General features: G+C 68.0%; 25 protein-coding genes and 3 pseudogenes. All 28 read left to right on the forward strand.

What is annotated here, in order from left to right; all coding sequences use genetic code 11:
- Positions 1–1240 (forward strand): annotated as a pseudogene (locus BJF79_RS00150) (hypothetical protein); the annotation flags it as partial.
- 488 nt (positions 1241–1728) lie between these two features.
- Positions 1729–2103 carry a 30S ribosomal protein S12 gene (rpsL, locus tag BJF79_RS00155; protein ID WP_026404044.1) on the forward strand — a complete coding sequence of 125 codons (375 nt, stop codon included), beginning with the start codon at positions 1729–1731 and terminating at the stop codon, positions 2101–2103.
- Complete coding sequence (gene rpsG / locus BJF79_RS00160; protein WP_021597494.1) at positions 2103–2573, forward strand: 30S ribosomal protein S7; 471 nt, start codon at positions 2103–2105, stop codon at positions 2571–2573. The genes rpsL and rpsG overlap by 1 nt, the downstream gene beginning before the upstream one ends.
- Before the next feature lie 91 nt (positions 2574–2664).
- Positions 2665–4726 (forward strand): annotated as a pseudogene (gene fusA / locus BJF79_RS00165) (elongation factor G).
- 80 nt (positions 4727–4806) lie between these two features.
- On the forward strand, positions 4807–6000 hold the full coding sequence (tuf, locus tag BJF79_RS00170) for an elongation factor Tu (RefSeq protein WP_075894455.1): 1194 nt from the start codon (positions 4807–4809) through the stop codon (positions 5998–6000).
- A 108-nt stretch (positions 6001–6108) separates the two neighbouring features.
- The gene (gene rpsJ / locus BJF79_RS00175; RefSeq protein ID WP_075894456.1) at positions 6109–6417 is read left to right on the forward strand and encodes a 30S ribosomal protein S10; all 309 of its coding nucleotides are present in this window, start codon (positions 6109–6111) and stop codon (positions 6415–6417) included.
- A gap of 13 nt (positions 6418–6430) precedes the next feature.
- Entirely contained in the window at positions 6431–7075 is a 645-nt protein-coding gene (rplC, locus tag BJF79_RS00180) for a 50S ribosomal protein L3 (protein ID WP_075894457.1), read from the forward strand.
- Positions 7072–7674 carry a 50S ribosomal protein L4 gene (gene rplD, locus BJF79_RS00185; RefSeq protein ID WP_075894458.1) on the forward strand — a complete coding sequence of 201 codons (603 nt, stop codon included), beginning with the start codon at positions 7072–7074 and terminating at the stop codon, positions 7672–7674. Before rplC ends, rplD begins: the two co-directional genes overlap by 4 nt.
- A gap of 11 nt (positions 7675–7685) precedes the next feature.
- Positions 7686–7985, forward strand: coding sequence for a 50S ribosomal protein L23 (gene rplW, locus BJF79_RS00190; protein WP_075894459.1), 300 nt, complete (start codon positions 7686–7688; stop codon positions 7983–7985).
- Between the two features lie 45 nt (positions 7986–8030).
- The gene (rplB, locus tag BJF79_RS00195) at positions 8031–8864 is read left to right on the forward strand and encodes a 50S ribosomal protein L2 (protein ID WP_026404051.1); all 834 of its coding nucleotides are present in this window, start codon (positions 8031–8033) and stop codon (positions 8862–8864) included.
- Positions 8865–8876: 12 nt separating this feature from the next.
- A complete protein-coding gene (rpsS, locus tag BJF79_RS00200) occupies positions 8877–9155 on the forward strand; it encodes a 30S ribosomal protein S19 (RefSeq protein ID WP_075894460.1) in 279 nt (92 codons plus the stop codon).
- A gap of 37 nt (positions 9156–9192) precedes the next feature.
- Positions 9193–9573: a 50S ribosomal protein L22 gene (gene rplV / locus BJF79_RS00205; RefSeq protein ID WP_075894461.1), complete on the forward strand. Its 381-nt coding sequence runs from the start codon at positions 9193–9195 to the stop codon at positions 9571–9573.
- Positions 9573–10406, forward strand: coding sequence for a 30S ribosomal protein S3 (rpsC, locus tag BJF79_RS00210; RefSeq protein ID WP_075894462.1), 834 nt, complete (start codon positions 9573–9575; stop codon positions 10404–10406). Before rplV ends, rpsC begins: the two co-directional genes overlap by 1 nt.
- Before the next feature lie 7 nt (positions 10407–10413).
- Positions 10414–10833, forward strand: a complete 420-nt coding sequence (gene rplP, locus BJF79_RS00215) for a 50S ribosomal protein L16 (protein ID WP_075894463.1) — start codon at positions 10414–10416, stop codon at positions 10831–10833.
- Positions 10833–11075, forward strand: a complete 243-nt coding sequence (rpmC, locus tag BJF79_RS00220) for a 50S ribosomal protein L29 (protein WP_075894464.1) — start codon at positions 10833–10835, stop codon at positions 11073–11075. Before rplP ends, rpmC begins: the two co-directional genes overlap by 1 nt.
- On the forward strand, positions 11072–11341 hold the full coding sequence (gene rpsQ, locus BJF79_RS00225) for a 30S ribosomal protein S17 (RefSeq protein WP_075894465.1): 270 nt from the start codon (positions 11072–11074) through the stop codon (positions 11339–11341). Before rpmC ends, rpsQ begins: the two co-directional genes overlap by 4 nt.
- Positions 11342–11408: 67 nt before the next feature.
- A complete protein-coding gene (gene rplN, locus BJF79_RS00230; protein ID WP_026404058.1) occupies positions 11409–11777 on the forward strand; it encodes a 50S ribosomal protein L14 in 369 nt (122 codons plus the stop codon).
- Positions 11777–12127, forward strand: coding sequence for a 50S ribosomal protein L24 (gene rplX / locus BJF79_RS00235; RefSeq protein ID WP_075894466.1), 351 nt, complete (start codon positions 11777–11779; stop codon positions 12125–12127). The genes rplN and rplX overlap by 1 nt, the downstream gene beginning before the upstream one ends.
- On the forward strand, positions 12120–12695 hold the full coding sequence (gene rplE / locus BJF79_RS00240; protein ID WP_075894467.1) for a 50S ribosomal protein L5: 576 nt from the start codon (positions 12120–12122) through the stop codon (positions 12693–12695). Before rplX ends, rplE begins: the two co-directional genes overlap by 8 nt.
- Positions 12692–12892: a type Z 30S ribosomal protein S14 gene (locus BJF79_RS00245; protein ID WP_075894483.1), complete on the forward strand. Its 201-nt coding sequence runs from the start codon at positions 12692–12694 to the stop codon at positions 12890–12892. The genes rplE and BJF79_RS00245 overlap by 4 nt, the downstream gene beginning before the upstream one ends.
- Positions 12893–13031: 139 nt before the next feature.
- Positions 13032–13430, forward strand: a complete 399-nt coding sequence (gene rpsH, locus BJF79_RS00250) for a 30S ribosomal protein S8 (RefSeq protein WP_026404060.1) — start codon at positions 13032–13034, stop codon at positions 13428–13430.
- Positions 13431–13446: 16 nt separating this feature from the next.
- Positions 13447–13983, forward strand: a complete 537-nt coding sequence (rplF, locus tag BJF79_RS00255; protein ID WP_075894468.1) for a 50S ribosomal protein L6 — start codon at positions 13447–13449, stop codon at positions 13981–13983.
- A 2-nt stretch (positions 13984–13985) separates the two neighbouring features.
- Positions 13986–14372 carry a 50S ribosomal protein L18 gene (gene rplR / locus BJF79_RS00260; protein WP_075894469.1) on the forward strand — a complete coding sequence of 129 codons (387 nt, stop codon included), beginning with the start codon at positions 13986–13988 and terminating at the stop codon, positions 14370–14372.
- 37 nt (positions 14373–14409) lie between these two features.
- Positions 14410–15036, forward strand: coding sequence for a 30S ribosomal protein S5 (gene rpsE / locus BJF79_RS00265; protein ID WP_143219614.1), 627 nt, complete (start codon positions 14410–14412; stop codon positions 15034–15036).
- Complete coding sequence (rpmD, locus tag BJF79_RS00270) at positions 15033–15215, forward strand: 50S ribosomal protein L30 (RefSeq protein ID WP_075894471.1); 183 nt, start codon at positions 15033–15035, stop codon at positions 15213–15215. Before rpsE ends, rpmD begins: the two co-directional genes overlap by 4 nt.
- Positions 15216–15217: 2 nt before the next feature.
- Positions 15218–15700 (forward strand): 50S ribosomal protein L15, encoded by a 483-nt coding sequence (gene rplO, locus BJF79_RS00275; protein ID WP_075894472.1) that lies wholly within the window; start codon positions 15218–15220, stop codon positions 15698–15700.
- A 214-nt stretch (positions 15701–15914) separates the two neighbouring features.
- Positions 15915–17209 (forward strand): annotated as a pseudogene (secY, locus tag BJF79_RS00280) (preprotein translocase subunit SecY).
- Positions 17209–17859: an adenylate kinase gene (locus tag BJF79_RS00285; protein WP_075894473.1), complete on the forward strand. Its 651-nt coding sequence runs from the start codon at positions 17209–17211 to the stop codon at positions 17857–17859. Before secY ends, BJF79_RS00285 begins: the two are co-directional and overlap by 1 nt.
- Positions 17860–17948: the final 89 nt, after the last annotated feature.

Genomic DNA, 17948 nt, shown 5'->3' on the forward strand with positions numbered 1-17948 from the left:
GGGCCGCAGCAGGCCGCCGCCCGCCGCGCCGCAGCAGCCGTACGGGCAGCCGCCGCAGGGCGACCGTTCGGCGCCCCCGCCTCCGCCGACCATGGTGGAGCAGCCCGTCCAGCAGTTCGGCGAGCAGCCGCCGCCTCCGCCGCCGCAGCAGCCGTTCGGGCAGCAGCAGCCCGGCGGGTTCCCGCCGCCGGAGCAGTCGCCGTTCGCGCAGCCGGAGCAGCAGCCGTTCGGCGGGCAGCCGGGATACCCGCAGCAGCCCGCGCACGGCGCGCCGCCGGAGCAGCCGCAGGAGCCGCCCGCCGACCGGACGCTGATCGTCCCCAATCCCGGCACGGGCGAGCAGGAGAAGCCCCGCCCGGTGGTGGACGACCAGGCCACGCTGCACTGGTCGCCCGGCACCGACATCCCGGTCGCGACCGGTCCCGAGCGCAGGCAGGAGCCCCCGCCCGAGCCGTGGCAGGCGCCCGCCCCGCCGACCACGCCGGAGCCCTGGTCGCCCGAGGCGCCGCAGTCGCAGCCCCAGCAGCCCCAGCAGGTCGAGACCGACCGGACGCTGATGGTCCCGCCCCCCGGGGACGGTACGGGGCCGCAGCAGCCGCAGGGGTTCGGCGGCGTGGAGGAGCCCCGTGCGACGGAGGCGTTCGATCCGTCCGCGCAGGGCCGTCCCGCCGAGTCGGGCGGCCTTGCCGACCACACGGTCTTGGACGGCGGCGGCCTCGCCGACCACACCGTGATGGACCTCGGCCAGCAGCAGTGGCAGGCCGCGGGGCAGCAGCCGCAGGCGCCGCAGCAGCCGCAGGCGGGTGCGCAGCCGTTCGGCCAGCAGCAGCAGGACTACGGGCAGCAGTCGCCGTACGGACAGCAGCAGCAGTTCGGCCAGCCCGACCAGCAGCAGTTCGGCCAGCAGGCGCCCGGCCAGGCGCCCGGCCAGGCGCCCGGGCAGTACTCGCCGTTCGGGCAGCCGGACGCCTCCGGCGGGCAGCCGGTCGGCAAGCCCGACGAGCAGCACGGCGCGCTCCAGTTCGGGCAGCAGCAACAGCCCTTCGGCCAGCAGCCCGGAGCCCCCGGCCAGCCGGGGCAGTACGGCCAGCCCGGTCAGCCCGGCCAGTACGGCGGGCAGCCGGGGCACGGCGCCGACGTCCCCAAGTCCAACAACCTGAAGGTCGTCCTCATCACGGCGGCCATCGGCATCGTCATCCTGATCGCGATCGTCGTGGGCGTGCTGGCCACGTCCGGCTAGCACGCCGGTCAAGTTTCGGCCACATCTTCCCCATCGCGGGGTGCGTGGGTCACAATGCCGACGGGTCTCCCGCCTCCACGGGCGGGAACTTCCCGTCGGCATTCGGCCGTTTTAAGGCGAAATCGGCTGCTGTGGGGCCCGTCGGCTTGCGCCGGAGGCCGTCCGCGCGGTAGTGCGCTGCTCGCTTTGCACTTTGGCGTCGCGGTCGGTAACCTTTTCGCTTGTGCCCGCAGTATGCGGGTCGCTATGCGTGCGCGTAGGTGCCGCCCGTCAGGGCTGGGCCGCCGCCGCATCCACTCCCCGGCTTGATCTGGCCCTTTTCGGGTCGGGCGGTCTGTGTTGGTTTCCGCGGGGTTTCTACCGCGTGGTGACGACACGCCCGACCGCGTGGGTCGGAGAGCGTCGGGAAACCGGCAGGTCACAGCCTCTCCTGAGGTGGTGATTGCACACAAGACTTACCGGCTCGGTACGAGGAAGACGGAGACGCGGTGCCCACGATCCAGCAGCTGGTCCGCAAGGGCCGCCAGGACAAGGTGACCAAGAACAAGACGCCCGCGCTGAAGGAGAGCCCCCAGCGCCGGGGTGTCTGCACGCGCGTCTACACGACGACGCCCAAGAAGCCGAACTCCGCGCTTCGCAAGGTCGCCCGTGTCCGGCTGACCAGCGGGATTGAGGTCACGGCCTACATCCCCGGTGTCGGTCACAACCTGCAGGAGCACTCGATGGTGCTCGTGCGCGGCGGTCGTGTGAAGGACCTCCCGGGTGTTCGGTACAAGATCATCCGCGGTTCCCTCGACACGCAGGGCGTCCGCAATCGCAAGCAGGCGCGCAGCAAGTACGGCGCGAAGAAGGAGAAGAGCTGATGCCGCGCAAGGGCCCCGCTGGCAAGCGCCAGTTGATCGCTGACCCGGTGTACAACTCGCCGCTGGTCACCGCGCTCATCAACAAGATTCTCCTGGACGGCAAGCGTTCCATCGCGCAGAGCATCGTCTACGACGCCCTTGAGGGCGCCCGCGAGAAGACCGGCAACGACCCGGTCGTCACGCTGAAGCGCGCGCTCGACAACGTGAAGCCGACCCTTGAGGTCCGCAGCCGCCGTGTCGGTGGCGCGACCTACCAGGTGCCGGTCGAGGTGCGGCCCGCCCGCAGCACCACGCTCGCGCTGCGGTGGCTCGTGGTGTACGCCCGGCAGCGTCGCGAGAAGACGATGACCGAGCGTCTGATGAACGAACTCCTGGACGCTAGCAACGGCCTCGGCGCGTCGGTCAAGAAGCGCGAGGACACGCACAAGATGGCGGAGTCCAACAAGGCCTTCGCTCACTACCGCTGGTAACCCGGCGGATCTGCAACGACGAGACGACGCGAGGACGAAAGTGGCTACCAAAACCGGTGTAGACCTGGCCAGGGTCCGCAACATCGGGATCATGGCCCATATCGACGCTGGCAAGACCACGACGACCGAGCGCATCCTGTTCTACACGGGGATGAGCTACAAGATCGGCGAGGTCCACGACGGCGCCGCGACCATGGACTGGATGGAGCAGGAACAGGAGCGGGGGATCACCATCACCTCCGCCGCCACCACCTGCCACTGGCCGGTCGACGAAACCGACCACACGATCAACATCATCGACACCCCCGGGCACGTCGACTTCACCGTTGAGGTGGAGCGCAACCTGCGGGTGCTCGACGGCGCGGTCGCGGTGTTCGACGGTGTCGCCGGCGTGGAGCCGCAGTCCGAGACCGTGTGGCGGCAGGCCGACCGGTACGGCGTGCCCCGCATGTGCTTCGTCAACAAGCTCGACCGGGTCGGCGCGGAGTTCCACCGCTGCGTCGACATGATCGAGAACCGCTTGAACGCGACGCCGCTGGCGCTGCAGCTGCCGATCGGCGCCGAGGCCGACTTCCGGGGCGTCATCGACCTGGTGGCCATGAAGGCCCTCCTCTGGAACGAGGAGGCCAAGCTCGGCGAGATGTACGACACGGTCGACATCCCCGAGAGCCACGCCGAGGCGGCCCGCGAGTGGCGCGACAAGCTCGTCGAGACGCTCGCCGAGAACGACGACGAGATCATGGAGCTGTACCTGGAGGGCACCGAGCCCACCACGGAGCAGCTGCACGCGGGCATCCGCCGGGCCACGATCGCGGCGAACCTCACGCCCGTCATGACCGGCACCGCGTTCAAGAACAAGGGCATCCAGCCGCTGCTGGACGCGATCGTCCGCTACCTGCCGTCGCCGCTGGACGTCGAGGACATCGAGGGCCACGCCGTCCGCGACGAGGAGAAGGTGCTCAAGCGGAAGCCGAGCGAGGACGAGCCCTTCTCCGCTCTGGCGTTCAAGATCGCGAGTGACCCGCACCTCGGGAAGCTCACCTTCGTGCGCGTGTACTCCGGGGTCCTGGAGACCGGCACGAACGTGATGAACTCCGTCAAGGAGCGCAAGGAGCGCATCGGGAAGATCTACCGGATGCACGCCAACAAGCGCACCGAGATCGAGCGCGCGGGCGCCGGCGACATCGTGGCGGTGATGGGCCTCAAGCAGACCACCACCGGCGAGACGCTCTGCGACGACAAGAACCCGATCGTGCTGGAGTCGATGAACTTCCCGGCACCGGTGATCCACGTCGCGATCGAGCCGAAGACCAAGGCCGACCAGCAGAAGCTGGGCACCGCGATCCAGCGGCTGGCCGAGGAGGACCCGTCCTTCCAGGTCCGCACCGAGGAGGACACCGGCCAGACCGTCATCTCCGGCATGGGCGAGCTCCACCTGGAGATCCTCGTCGACCGGATGAAGCGCGAGTTCAAGGTCGAGGCCAACGTCGGCAAGCCGCAGGTCGCCTACCGCGAGACGATCACCAAGGCCGTGCAGAAGGTCGAGTACACCCACAAGAAGCAGACGGGCGGCTCCGGCCAGTTCGGCCGCGTGATCATCGACCTGGAGCCGCTGGGCGGCGGGTCCGACGGTTACGAGTTCGAGAACAAGGTCACCGGTGGCCGCATCCCGCGGGAGTACATCCCGTCGGTGGACGCGGGCTGCCAGGAGGCCGCCGAGTTCGGTGTCCTGGCCGGCTACCCGATGGTGGGGGTCAAGGTCACCCTGCAGGACGGCGCCTACCACGACGTCGACTCTTCGGAGATGGCGTTCAAGGTCGCCGGTTCCATGGCGTTCAAGGAGGCCGCCCGCAAGGCGTCCCCCACGCTGCTTGAGCCGATGATGGCGGTCGAGGTCACCACGCCCGAGGAGAACATGGGCGACGTGATCGGCGACCTCAACAGCCGCCGCGGCCAGGTCCAGTCCATGGACGAGCGGCACGGGATGCGCGTCGTCAAGGCGCTGGTCCCGCTGTCGGAGATGTTCGGCTACGTGGGTGATCTGCGCAGCAAGACCCAGGGCCGGGCTGTTTTCACGATGCAGTTCGACTCCTACGCCGAGGGTTCCCGGGAACGTCGCGCAGGAGATCATCGCCAAGGCGCGGGGCGAGTAGCACCCGGCCTGCCCACAGATCACCAGGACACACACGAAGCGGTCGTCTAGGCGGCCGAGGATCGCAACAAGGAGCAACCAGTGGCGAAGGCCAAGTTCGAGCGGAACAAGCCGCACGTGAACATCGGCACCATTGGGCACATCGACCACGGTAAGACCACCCTTACCGCGGCGATCACCAAGGTGCTGCACGAGCAGTACCCCGACCTCAACCCCTTCACGCCGTTCGAGGACATCGACAAGGCGCCGGAGGAGCGCGAGCGCGGCATCACCATCTCCATCGCGCACGTCGAGTACCAGACCGAGTCCCGTCACTACGCCCACGTGGACTGCCCCGGTCACGCCGACTACGTGAAGAACATGATCACCGGTGCGGCGCAGATGGACGGCGCCATCCTGGTGGTCGCCGCGACCGACGGCCCGATGCCGCAGACCAAGGAGCACGTGCTCCTGGCCCGCCAGGTCGGCGTGCCCTACATCGTCGTCGCGCTGAACAAGTGCGACATGGTCGACGACGAGGAGATCCTGGAGCTCGTCGAGCTCGAGGTCCGCGAGCTGCTCTCCGAGTACGAGTTCCCGGGCGACGACCTGCCGGTCATCCGCGTCTCCGCCTTCCAGGCGCTGCAGGGCGACGAGAAGTGGTCGCAGTCGATCGTCGAGCTGATGACCGCCGTCGACGAGAACGTGCCGGAGCCGGTGCGCGACATCGACAAGCCGTTCCTGATGCCGGTCGAGGACGTCTTCTCGATCACCGGCCGCGGCACGGTCGTCACCGGCCGGATCGAGCGCGGCGTGATCAACGTCAACGAGGAAGTCGAGATCATCGGCATCAAGGACACCGCGTCCAAGACGACGGTCACCGGTGTCGAGATGTTCCGCAAGCTGCTCGACCAGGGCCAGGCGGGCGACAACGTCGGCCTCCTCCTGCGCGGCACCAAGCGCGAGGACGTCGAGCGCGGCCAGTGCGTCATCAAGCCGGGCACGACCACCCCGCACAGCGAGTTCGAGGCGCAGGTCTACATCCTGTCCAAGGACGAGGGCGGCCGCCACACGCCGTTCTTCAACAACTACCGTCCGCAGTTCTACTTCCGGACCACGGACGTGACCGGTGTGGTGAACCTCCCCGAGGGCACCGAGATGGTCATGCCGAGCGACAACACCGAGATGCGCGTCGAGCTCATCCAGCCCATCGCCATGGAAGAGGGCCTCAAGTTCGCCATCCGCGAGGGTGGACGGACCGTCGGTTCCGGCCGCGTCACGAAGGTCATCAAGTAACACCTCTCGTCGATGCGGCGGCCCGGCCGCGCACGCCTGCCGGCCGGGCCGCCGCCTCACGAATCCTGAAGTAACAGCGGCACTACAGCAAAGGACACCGAGGCCACCATGGCGGGACAGAAGATCCGCATCCGGCTCAAGGCCTACGACCACGAGGTCATCGACACCTCCGCGAAGAAGATCGTTGAGACGGTGACGCGGACGGGCGCCAGGGTCGCGGGCCCGGTGCCGCTGCCGACCGAGAAGAACGTGTACTGCGTCATCCGCTCGCCGCACAAGTACAAGGACAGCCGCGAGCACTTCGAGATGCGCACGCACAAGCGGCTGATCGACATCCTCGACCCGACGCCCAAGACGGTCGATTCGCTGATGCGTCTCGACCTTCCGGCCGGCGTTGACATCGAGATCAAGCTCTGAGGGACGCACCAGAATGAGTACGCAGAGGAAGGGCGTCCTGGGCGAGAAGCTCGGCATGACCCAGGTCTTCGACGATGAGGGCCGGATCGTTCCGGTGACCGTCGTCCAGGCCGGGCCCTGTGTCGTCACCCAGCTCAAGACCCAGGAGAAGGACGGCTACACGGGCGTCCAGATCGGGTACGGGCAGATCGACCCGCGCAAGGTCAACAAGCCGCGGGCGGGGCACTTCGAGAAGGCGGGCGTCACGCCGCGCCGCTACCTCGTCGAGCTCCGGGGCGACACCGAGCTGGAACTCGGCCAGGAGATCACCGCCGCCGTCTTCGAGGCCGGCCAGAAGATCGACGTGACCGGTACGAGCAAGGGCAAGGGCACCGCCGGTGTCATGAAGCGCCACGGCTTCCGCGGCCTCGGCGCCTCGCACGGCACCCAGCGCAAGCACCGCTCGCCGGGCTCGATCGGTGGCTGCGCGACCCCCGGTCGCGTGTTCAAGGGCCTCCGCATGGCGGGACGGCACGGCAACGCCCGTACCACCGTGCAGAACCTGACCGTGCACGCCATCGACGAGGAGAAGGGCCTGCTGCTCATCAAGGGCGCGGTCCCCGGTCCCAACGGCGGCGTGGTGCTGGTCCGCGACGCAGTGAAGGGGACGGGCAAGTGACCTCCAAGCTCGACATCGACCTGCCCGCCGAGGTTTTCGACGCCAAGACGAGCGTGCCGCTGATCCACCAGGTCGTGGTGGCGCAGGAGGCGGCGGCCCGGCAGGGCACCCACGCGACGAAGACCCGCGGCGACGTGTCCGGCGGCGGCAAGAAGCCGTACCGGCAGAAGGGCACCGGCCGCGCCCGGCAGGGCTCGACCCGCGCCCCGCAGTTCGCCGGCGGCGGCATCGTCCACGGTCCGCAGCCGCGCGACTACTCGCAGCGGACGCCCAAGAAGATGAAGGCCGCCGCGCTCCGCGGCGCCCTGTCCGACCGCGCCCGGCACGGCCGGGTGCACGTGGTCGACCACATCATCGAGGGCGACGCCCCGAAGACGAAGACGGCGCTGACGGCGCTGCGCTCGGTCACCGAGGCCAAGCGCGTCCTCGTGGTCCTCGACCGCGACGACGAGCTGACCTGGAAGAGCCTGCGCAACGAGCCGAGCGTGCACGTGCTCGTCTCCGACCAGCTCAACACCTACGACGTGCTGGTGAACGATGACGTCGTCTTCACGCAGAAGGCGTACGACGAGTTCATCTCGCGCGCGGCGAAGAAGTAAGGAGGGGGACTGTGGCACGGATCGCTGACCCCCGCGACGTCATCATCGCGCCGGTCGTCTCGGAGAAGAGCTACGGGCTGCTGGACGAGAACAAGTACACGTTCATCGTCCGCCCGGACGCCAACAAGACGCAGATCAGGCAGGCCGTCGAGGAGGTGTTCAACGTCAAGGTGACGAACGTGAACACCCTCAACCGGTCGGGCAAGCGCAAGCGCACCCGGTACGGCTACGGCAAGCGCAAGGACACCAAGCGCGCCATCGTCAGCCTGGCCGAGGGCGAGCGGATCGACATCTTCGGCGGCACGGCCTAACAAGCCGTAGTCGTCCCGAAGACAGACAAGGGATGAACGAAAAAGATGGGCATCCGTAACTACAAGCCGACCACTCCGGGTCGTCGCGGCTCCAGCGTGGCCGACTTCGTCGAAGTCACGCGCCGCGAGCCCGAGAAGTCGCTGCTCAAGCCGCTCCCGAAGAAGGGCGGCCGGAACAACCACGGCCGGATCACCACCCGGCACCAGGGCGGCGGGCACAAGCGCGCCTACCGGGTGATCGACTTCCGCCGGCACGACAAGGACGGCGTCCCGGCCAAGGTCGCGCACATCGAGTACGACCCGAACCGCACCGCGCGCATCGCGCTGCTGCACTACGCGGACGGCGAGAAGCGCTACATCCTCGCCCCCCGCGACCTGAAGCAGGGCGACCGGGTGGAGAACGGGCCGGGCTCCGACATCAAGCCGGGCAACTGCCTCCCGCTGCGCAACATCCCGACGGGTACCGTCATCCACGCCATCGAGCTGCGGCCCGGCGGCGGCGCCAAGCTGGCCCGCAGCGCGGGCGCGGGCGTCCAGCTGCTGGCCAAGGAGGGCAAGTACGCCACGCTGCGTATGCCCTCCGGCGAAATGCGGATGGTGGACGTGCGGTGCCGCGCGACGGTCGGCCAGGTCGGCAACGCCGAGCAGTCGAACATCAACTGGGGCAAGGCCGGACGTATGCGGTGGAAGGGCAAGCGCCCGACCGTCCGCGGTGTGGCCATGAACCCGATCGACCACCCGCACGGTGGTGGTGAGGGCAAGACCTCCGGTGGCCGGCACCCGGTGAACCCGAAGGGCAAGAAGGAAGGCCGCACTCGCCAGGCGAACAAGTCGAGCGACCGGCTGATCGTCCGTCGTCGCAGCAAGAAGAAGCGGTAGGAGTCGCTCGTCATGCCACGTAGCCTCAAGAAGGGCCCCTTCGTGGACGACCACCTGATCAAGAAGGTGGACGCCCAGAACGAGAAGGGCACCAAGAACGTCATCAAGACGTGGTCGCGGCGCTCCATGATCGTCCCGGACATGATCGGGCACACGATCGCCGTGCACGACGGCCGCAAGCACGTCCCGGTGTTCATCACCGACGCGATGGTGGGGCACAAGCTCGGCGAGTTCGCGCCGACGCGCACGTTCCGCAGCCACGTCAAGGAAGACCGCCGTAGCCGCCGCTGAGCGGTCGAGCAGTAGATCGTAGGAGAGAGGGACAGCGATGGAAGCCAGGGCCCAGGCGCGGTACATCCGCGTCACGCCCAGGAAGGCCCGCCGCGTGGTGGACCTCATCCGCGGCCTGCCGGCCGCGGAGGCTCAGGCGGTGCTGCGGTTCGCCCCCCAGGCTGCTGGTGAGCCTGTGGGCAAGGTGCTGGCGAGTGCCATCGCCAACGCCGAGCACAACTTCAAGCTCGACTCGGACACGCTGGTCGTCAGCCGTGCGTGGGTGGACGAGGGGCCGACGCTGAAGCGTTTCCGTCCCCGCGCCCAGGGCCGGGCTTACCGCATCAACAAGCGCACGAGCCACATCACCGTGGTCGTGGAGTCGCGGGACGAGGCTTCGGCGACCGGCGGCGGTAAGAAGACGAGGAGGGCCCGGTAGTGGGTCAGAAGATCAACCCGCACGGGTTCCGGCTCGGCGTCACCACCGACCACAAGAGCGTGTGGTTCGCCGACAAGCTCTACAAGGACTACGTCAAGGAAGACGTCCAGATCCGGCGCATGCTGCAGAAGGGCATGGACCGGGCGGGCATCTCCAAGGTGGAGATCGAGCGGACCCGTGACCGTGTCGAGGTCAACATCCACACGGCGCGGCCGGGCATCGTCATCGGCCGCCGCGGCGCGGAGGCCGAGCGGCTCCGGGGCAACCTGGAGAAGCTGACCGGCAAGCAGGTCCGGCTGAACATCCTCGAGGTGAAGAACCCCGAGATCGACGCGCAGCTCGTCGCGCAGGGCGTGGCCGAGCAGCTGTCCAGCCGGGTCGCGTTCCGCCGCGCCATGCGCAAGGCGATCCAGTCCGCGATGAAGTCGGGCGCCAAGGGCATCAAGGTGCAGTGCGGCGGCCGTCTCGGCGGCGCCGAGATGTCGCGGTCGGAGTTCTACCGCGAGGGCCAGGTGCCGCTGCACACGCTCCGCGCCGACATCGACTACGGCTTCTACGAGGCCCGGACGACGTTCGGCCGCATCGGCGTGAAGGTGTGGATCTACAAGGGCGAGGCCGCGCAGACCCGCGCCGAGCGCGAGCAGCAGGCCGCCCAGCAGCGCGCCGCCGGCGGTGGCCGGGAGCGTCGTGAGCGTCGTGGCGGTGGCCGCGGCGGCCGTGGTGGCCGCGGTGGCGAGCGCGGCGGCGAGCGCGGTGGCGCGCAGAAGCAGCAGCAGAGTTCCGAGCAGCCCGCGCAGGCGACCGAGGCTGCTCCGCAGGGTGAGGGGAGCTGAGTAACCCATGCTGATCCCTCGCAAGGTCAAGCACCGTAAGCAGCACCACCCGAAGCGCAGGGGCATGGCCAAGGGCGGCACGCGGGTGACGTTCGGCGAGTACGGCATCCAGGCGGTCGAGGGCGCGTACGTCACGAACCGGCAGATCGAGGCCGCGCGTATCGCCATGACCCGTCACATCAAGCGTGGCGGCAAGGTGTGGATCAACATCTTCCCGGACCGCCCGCTGACCAAGAAGCCCGCCGAGACCCGCATGGGTTCCGGTAAGGGCTCGGTCGAGTGGTGGGTGGCCAACGTCAAGCCGGGACGCGTGATGTTCGAGCTCTCCTACCCCAACGAGGAGATCGCCCGGGCGGCGCTGATGCGCGCGATCCACAAGCTCCCCATGAAGTGCAAGATCGTGAAGCGAGAGGTGGGTGAGTCCTGATGGCCAAGGGTCTTACCGCCGTTGATCTGCGGACCGAGCCGGACGACGTCCTGGTCACGAAGCTGAAGGAGGCGAAGGAGGAACTGTTCAACCTCCGCTTCCAGTCGGCGACCGGCCAGCTGGAGAGCCACGGGCGGCTGCGCACCGTGAAGCGCGAGATCGCCCGCATCTACACCGTGATGCGTGAGCGAGAGCTCGGCATCGTCGAGATCTCCGAGGACGCCGTGGAGGGCGACGAATGACCGAGCAGACGACGCAGCGGAACAGCCGCAAGGTGTTCGAGGGCCTCGTGGTCAGCGACAAGTCGGACAAGACCGTGGTCGTGTCCGTCGAGGACCGCGTGAAGCACCCGAAGTACCACAAGGTGATCCGGCGGACGAAGAACTACAAGGCGCACGACGAGGCCAACGAGTGCGGCGTCGGCGACCGCGTCCGTCTCATGGAGACCCGCCCCCTGTCGGCCACCAAGCGCTGGCGCGTGGTGGAGATCCTCGAGAAGGCCAAGTAATTACCCGGTTCCACCAGGCTGCTCCCCTGATCGGCGAGCAGAACCGGTGTGACGAACAGGAGTCAACGTGATCCAGCAGGAGTCGCGACTCAAGGTCGCCGACAACACGGGTGCGAAGGAGATCCTTTGCATCCGGGTTCTCGGCGGCTCGGGTCGGCGCTACGCGGGAGTCGGCGACATCATCGTCGCGACGGTGAAGGACGCCCTTCCCGGCGCCGGCGTGAAGAAGGGGGATGTCGTCAAGGCGGTCATCGTGCGCACCCGCAAGGAGCGCCGGCGCCCGGACGGCTCCTACATCCGCTTCGACGAGAACGCGGCCGTCCTCATCAAGGACGGCGGCGACCCCCGGGGCACCCGTATCTTCGGCCCGGTGGGCCGCGAACTGCGCGAGAAGAAGTTCATGCGCATCATCTCGCTCGCGCCGGAGGTGCTGTGATGAAGATCAAGAAGGGTGACGAGGTCGTCGTCATCGCGGGCAAGGACAAGGGCGCCACCGGCACGGTGCTGCGCGCCGACCCGAACCGCGAACGTGTTGTCGTCGAGGGCGTCAACATCATCACCAAGAACATCAAGGCCGACGCGCAGCGGGCCGGCAAGGAAAGCGGCCGGGTCCAGGTCGAGGCGTCGATCCACATCAGCAACGTCGCGCTCGTCGAGAAGGGCGAGCCGGTGCGGATCGGCTACACCTTCGACGAGGACGGCAACAAGGTCCGGGTCACCCGCCCGCACAAGAACCGCGCCAAGTCGGCCGGCAAGGGCGGTAAGGAGTCCGCGTCCGATGACTGAGACCGTGACCGAGCGTCCCGTGCCGCAGCCGCGGCTCAAGCTGCGCTACCGCGAGGAAATCGCGGGGCAGATGCGCGAGCAGTTCGGCTACGAGAACGTCATGCAGATCCCGGGCCTGACCAAGATCGTGGTCAACATGGGCGTGGGGGACGCGGCGAAGGACGCCAAGCTGATCGAGGGCGCGATCCGCGACCTGTCGGCGATCACCGGCCAGAAGCCCGCCGTGAACCGGGCCCGCAAGTCCATCGCGCAGTTCAAGCTGCGCGAGGGCATGCCGATCGGCGCGCACGTCACGCTGCGCGGCGACCGCATGTGGGAGTTCCTGGACCGGCTGCTGGCCACCGCGCTGCCCCGGATCCGCGACTTCCGCGGCCTGTCGCCGAAGCAGTTCGACGGCAACGGCAACTACACCTTCGGGCTGACCGAGCAGGTCATGTTCCACGAGGTCGACCCCGACAAGATCGACCGGTCGCGGGGCATGGACATCACGGTCGTGACGACCGCGAAGACCGATGACGAGGGCCGGGCGCTGCTCAAGCTCCTGGGCTTCCCCTTCAAGGAGAGCTGAGCAGATGGCGAGGACGAGAGTCAGTCGACTTCGCCAAGGCGTCGCGCAAGCCGAAGTTCGAGGTTCGCGCGTACACTCGATGCTCGCGCTGCGGGCGTCCGCGCTCGGTCTACCGGAAGTTCGGCCTGTGCCGGATCTGCTTCCGGGAGATGGCCCACCGCGGCGAGCTGCCCGGCATCACCAAGTCCAGCTGGTGACCGCCTCCCCCTCCTCGTGAGGGGGAGCGCAACCGGCGTGTAATAACCACCGGGCACCCAGTGGGGTGCCCACGACCGCGCCAAAGGTCCACGGCCCGCGCCGGGCCGAGGAAACCGTGGCGAGGAGGGCCAGCAGGCCATGACGATGACCGACCCGATCGCAGACATGTTGACGCGTCTGCGTAACGCGAATTCGGCGTACCACGACCAGGTGGCGATGCCGTACTCGAAGATCAAGGCGCACATCGCCGAGATCCTCCAGCAGGAGGGCTACATCTCGGGCTGGAGCGTGGAGGACGCCGAGGTCGGCAAGAAGCTCCTCATCGAGCTGAAGTTCGGCCCGACCCGTGAGCGTTCGATCGCCGGTATCAAGCGCGTGTCGAAGCCGGGTCTGCGCGTGTACGCGAAGAAGGACAACCTGCCGAAGGTCCTGGGCGGACTCGGCGTCGCGATCATCTCGACGTCGTCCGGCCTGATGACGGACCGGCAGGCCGGCAAGCGCGGCGTGGGCGGGGAAGTCCTCGCCTACGTTTGGTGAGGGGAGGAATCTAACAATGTCACGAATCGGACGTTCCCCCATCACCGTGCCCGGTGGCGTCGATGTCAGCATCGACGGCCAGCAGGTCACCGTCAAGGGGCCGAAGGGCACGCTCTCGCAGACCGTCGCCGAGCCGATCGAGGTCAACCTCGAGGACGGGGTCATCTCGGTCACCCGGCCGAACGACATCCAGAAGGTCCGGGGCCTGCACGGCCTCACCCGTACGCTGATCAACAACATGGTGGTCGGCGTCACGGACGGCTACAAGAAGACCCTCGTCATCCAGGGTGTCGGCTACCGCGTGGTGGCCAAGGGCAAGAACCTCGAGTTCTCGCTCGGCTACAGCCACCCGATCACGGTCGAGCCCCCGGAGGGCATCACCTTCACGGTGGAGAAGCCGACCCAGCTCGTCGTCGAGGGCATCGACAAGCAGCTCGTCGGCGAGATCGCCGCCCGCATCCGCAAGCTGCGCAAGCCCGACCCGTACAAGGGCAAGGGCGTGCGTTACGAGGGCGAGCAGATCCGCCGCAAGGTCGGAAAGGCTGGTAAGTAGTCATGGCAGGCACCAAGACCCTGGCCGGGAAGGCCACGTCGGCGCGGGCCAAGTCCCGCAGGCGCCGGCACCTGCGGGTCCGCAAGAAGGTCGTGGGCAGCGCCGCGCGGCCGCGCCTGGTCGTGACCCGCTCCAACCAGCACGTGTTCGTCCAGGTCATCGACGACGCGCAGGGCCACACGCTGGCCAGCGCGTCGACGATGGAAGCGGACCTGCGCGCCGACTCCGGCGACAAGACGGCCAAGTCCCGCAAGGTCGGCGAGCTCGTCGCCGCCCGTGCGAAGGAGGCCGGCGTCTCCGCCGTCGTGTTCGACCGGGGCGGCAACAAGTACCACGGCCGCATCGCCGCTGTCGCGGACGGTGCGCGCGAGGGGGGCCTGCAGCTGTGACGGCCCTTGTGAGCACGACGAACGAGAAGAGGAACCACTGATGGCAGCGCAGAGGCGTGGTGGCGGTCAGGGTGGCGACCGTCGCGACGGCCGCCGCGACGACCGCCGCGGTGGCGCCGACAAGGGCCAGTCGTACATCGAGAAGGTCGTGGCGATCAACCGGGTCGCCAAGGTCGTCAAGGGCGGGCGTCGCTTCAGCTTCACCGCCCTGGTGATCGTCGGTGACGGCAACGGCACCGTCGGCGTCGGTTACGGCAAGGCCAAGGAGGTGCCGGCCGCGATCGCCAAGGGCGTCGAAGAGGCCAAGAAGCACTTCTTCAAGGTGCCGCGGATCCAGGGCACCATCCCGCACCTGGTGCAGGCGCGCGACGCCGCGGGCGAGGTCCTGCTGCGTCCGGCGAGCCCCGGTACCGGTGTCATCGCGGGCGGCCCGGTCCGCGCCGTCCTGGAGGCCGCCGGCATCCACGACGTGCTGAGCAAGTCGCTGGGCAGCGACAACGCGATCAACATCGTGCACGCCACGATCGCGGGCCTGAAGGCGCTGAAGCGTCCCGAGGAGATCGCGGCCAAGCGCGGCCTGCCGATCGAGGACGTCGCTCCGGCCGCCATGCTGCGGGCCCGCGCCGCGGGCAGCGAGCCCCGGGCGGAGGTCGCATCTTCATGACGCAGCTGAAGATCACGCAGAAGAAGTCCGTGATCAGTGAGAAGCAGAACCAGCGTGACACGCTGCGCACCCTCGGCCTGAAGAAGATCGGGCAGACCGTGGTCCGCGAGGACCGCCCCGAGGTTCGCGGCATGATCCGGACGGTGGCCCACCTGGTCACCGTCGAGGAGGTCGACTGACCATGGCGGCTGATCTCGAGAAGAACGCCTCGGGCTCGCAGGGTGCGCCTCTGAAGATCCACGACCTGCGTCCGGCCCCCGGCGCCAACAAGGCCAAGACCCGCAAGGGCCGCGGCGAGGCGTCCAAGGGCAAGACCGCGGGCCGCGGCACCAAGGGCACGAAGGCCCGCAGCACGGTCCCCGTCGGGTTCGAGGGCGGCCAGATGCCGCTGATCCGCCGGGTGCCGAAGCTCAAGGGCTTCAAGAACCCGAACCGGGTCGAGTTCCAGGTCGTGAACCTGGACAAGCTCGCCGACCTCTACCCCGAGGGGGGCGAGGTCACGGCGGAGGACCTGGCGGCGAAGGGCGCGGTGCGTCCGGGCCGTCCGGTCAAGGTCCTCGGTTCCGGCGACATCTCCGTCGCGGTCCAGGTGAAGGTGCACGCCTTCTCCGGTTCCGCGAAGGAGAAGATCGCCGCGGCCGGTGGAACCGCCGACGAGCTGTAAGAAGGAACACTCGCGATGCGGGGGCCGTCTTCGCCGAGCGCCGAGGGCCGGAAGGTCCGGGCGGTCGGTGAGGCGGCCCCCCTTGCTTCTGCTGTTAGAGTCACACCGGCAAGGCGGCTAACGTGAGCTTGCACACGGCCGCCCCCGCCGGACCGCATGGACCTGTAACCGGCCCCTCGGCGGCCATGATTTCGTCAGTCGCGCAGGAGGAATGGTGCTGACCGCGTTCGCTCGGGCTTTCCGTACGCCTGACCTGCGTAAAAAGCTGCTCTTCACGTTGTTCATCATCCTGATCTTCAGGCTGGGGTCCAACATCCCGACCCCGAACGTGAACGTGCAGGTGCTGCGCGAGACCGCCGATGCGGCCCGGGACAGCAGCCAGTTGTACGGCCTCGTCGACCTTTTCAGCGGCGGGGCGCTGCTGCAGCTTTCGATCTTCGCGCTGGGCATCATGCCCTACATCACCGCGAGCATCATCCTGCAGTTGCTGACGGTGGTGATCCCGAAACTGGAGGCCCTCAAGAAGGAGGGCCAGTCCGGCACCACGAAGATCACCCAGTACACCCGGTACCTGACGGTCGCGCTGGCGATCCTGCAGGGCACCGGCATCGTGGCGATGGCCAGCACCGGACAGCTCTTCCAGGGCGTCTCCGGCAGCGGCGACATCCTGTACGACACGGGCATCTTCCCGATCATCACGATGGTCGTCGTCATGGTGTCCGGCACCACGGTGATCATGTGGCTCGGTGAGCTCATCACCGACCGCGGCGTCGGCAACGGCATGTCGATCCTGATCTTCACCCAGGTCGTGGCGGTCTTCCCCGCACAGTTCTGGGGCATCTACAAGGCGCAGGGCGGGTTCATCTTCGCGCTCGTCATCGCCGTCGGCCTGGCGATCATGGCGTGCGTCGTGTTCGTCGAGCAGGCCCAGCGGCGCATCCCCGTCCAGTACGCCAAGCGCATGGTGGGCCGCCGCATGTACGGCGGCACCTCGACCTACATCCCGCTGAAGGTCAACCAGGCGGGCATCATCCCGATCATCTTCGCCTCGTCGCTGCTGTACCTGCCGGTGCTCGCGACGCAGCTGTGGCCGGACACCAAGTGGCTGCAGGAGGTTCAGCCCTACCTCCAGCAGGACAACCCCTGGCACATGGCGGTCTTCTTCGCCTTCATCATCTTCTTCACGTACTTCTATGTGGCCATCACCTTCAACCCCACTGAAGTCGCCGACAACATGAAGAAGTATGGTGGTTTCATCCCAGGTATCCGTCCTGGCCGGCGACCGCCGAGTACCTCGACTACGTGCTGACCCGGATCACCACACCCGGCGCGCTTTACCTGGGGATCGTGTCCCTGATCCCGATGGTGGCTTTCGCACTCCTGAACGCCACCCAGCAGTTCGCCTTCGGGGGCGCGAGCATCCTGATCATCGTCGGCGTCGGACTGGATACCGTGAAGCAGATCGAGAGCAAACTGCAGCAGCATCACTACGAGGGCTTCCTCCGGTAGTGCGTATCGTCCTGGTGGGCCCCCCGGGAGCGGGCAAGGGGACGCAGGCCCAGTTCATCGCATCGCATCTGTCCATCCCGAAGATCTCGACAGGTGACATCTTCCGCGCCAACGTGAGCGGCGGTACCGAGCTCGGCCGCAAGGCCAAGGAGTACATGGACCGCGGCGACCTCGTCCCCGACGAGGTCACCATCGCGATGGTCCGCGACCGACTCGCCGAGGACGACGCGCGCGACGGCTTCCTGCTGGACGGCTTCCCGCGCAACGTTCCGCAGGCCGAGACCCTCAAGAAGATCCTCGACGAGTTCGGCGTCCGGCTCGACGTCGTGCTCGAACTCGTCGTGGACGAAGACGAGGTCGTCCGGCGGCTGTCGGGCCGGCGCACCTGCACCAAGTGCGGGAAGATCTGGCACGTCGACTTCGACGACAAGAAGGACGACATCTGCGACGACTGCGGCGGTCGCCTGTTCCAGCGCGACGACGACAAAGAAGAGGTCGTCCGGCACCGGCTGGAGGTCTACCAGGAACAGACCGCCCCCATCGTGCGGTTCTATGGAGACGAGGGCATTCTGGCGCGCATCGATGCCGCCGGCCCGGTCGATGAGGTCACCGCACGCGCGCTGGGCGCGCTCCGTCCGTCGGAGAGCTGACGGCGGGACACCGAGCACCGCGCGCGGGCGGCCGCGCCGATCGCCGGGATCGCACACTCGCGGTCCCGGCGAAGCCGTTTTGGGAGAGG

Origin of the sequence: Actinomadura sp. CNU-125 (assembly GCF_001942465.1) — a bacterium.
Taxonomy (GTDB): Bacteria; Actinomycetota; Actinomycetes; order Streptosporangiales; family Streptosporangiaceae; genus Spirillospora.

What these genes read in the sequence shown, in the direction of transcription:
- rplB (WP_026404051.1), top strand. Translation starts at nt 8,031, where the DNA reads ATGGGCATCCGTAACTACAAGCCGACCACTCCGGGTCGTCGCGGCTCC.
- rpsQ (WP_075894465.1), top strand. Translation starts at nt 11,072, where the DNA reads ATGACCGAGCAGACGACGCAGCGGAACAGCCGCAAGGTGTTCGAGGGC.
- rpmC (WP_075894464.1), top strand. Translation starts at nt 10,833, where the DNA reads ATGGCCAAGGGTCTTACCGCCGTTGATCTGCGGACCGAGCCGGACGAC.
- rplP (WP_075894463.1), top strand. Translation starts at nt 10,414, where the DNA reads ATGCTGATCCCTCGCAAGGTCAAGCACCGTAAGCAGCACCACCCGAAG.
- rpsH (WP_026404060.1), top strand. Translation starts at nt 13,032, where the DNA reads ATGACGATGACCGACCCGATCGCAGACATGTTGACGCGTCTGCGTAAC.
- rpsS (WP_075894460.1), top strand. Translation starts at nt 8,877, where the DNA reads ATGCCACGTAGCCTCAAGAAGGGCCCCTTCGTGGACGACCACCTGATC.
- rplO (WP_075894472.1), top strand. Translation starts at nt 15,218, where the DNA reads ATGGCGGCTGATCTCGAGAAGAACGCCTCGGGCTCGCAGGGTGCGCCT.
- rpmD (WP_075894471.1), top strand. Translation starts at nt 15,033, where the DNA reads ATGACGCAGCTGAAGATCACGCAGAAGAAGTCCGTGATCAGTGAGAAG.
- rpsG (WP_021597494.1), top strand. Translation starts at nt 2,103, where the DNA reads ATGCCGCGCAAGGGCCCCGCTGGCAAGCGCCAGTTGATCGCTGACCCG.
- rplX (WP_075894466.1), top strand. Translation starts at nt 11,777, where the DNA reads ATGAAGATCAAGAAGGGTGACGAGGTCGTCGTCATCGCGGGCAAGGAC.
- rplR (WP_075894469.1), top strand. Translation starts at nt 13,986, where the DNA reads ATGGCAGGCACCAAGACCCTGGCCGGGAAGGCCACGTCGGCGCGGGCC.
- rpsJ (WP_075894456.1), top strand. Translation starts at nt 6,109, where the DNA reads ATGGCGGGACAGAAGATCCGCATCCGGCTCAAGGCCTACGACCACGAG.
- rplV (WP_075894461.1), top strand. Translation starts at nt 9,193, where the DNA reads ATGGAAGCCAGGGCCCAGGCGCGGTACATCCGCGTCACGCCCAGGAAG.
- rplC (WP_075894457.1), top strand. Translation starts at nt 6,431, where the DNA reads ATGAGTACGCAGAGGAAGGGCGTCCTGGGCGAGAAGCTCGGCATGACC.
- rplF (WP_075894468.1), top strand. Translation starts at nt 13,447, where the DNA reads ATGTCACGAATCGGACGTTCCCCCATCACCGTGCCCGGTGGCGTCGAT.
- rplE (WP_075894467.1), top strand. Translation starts at nt 12,120, where the DNA reads ATGACTGAGACCGTGACCGAGCGTCCCGTGCCGCAGCCGCGGCTCAAG.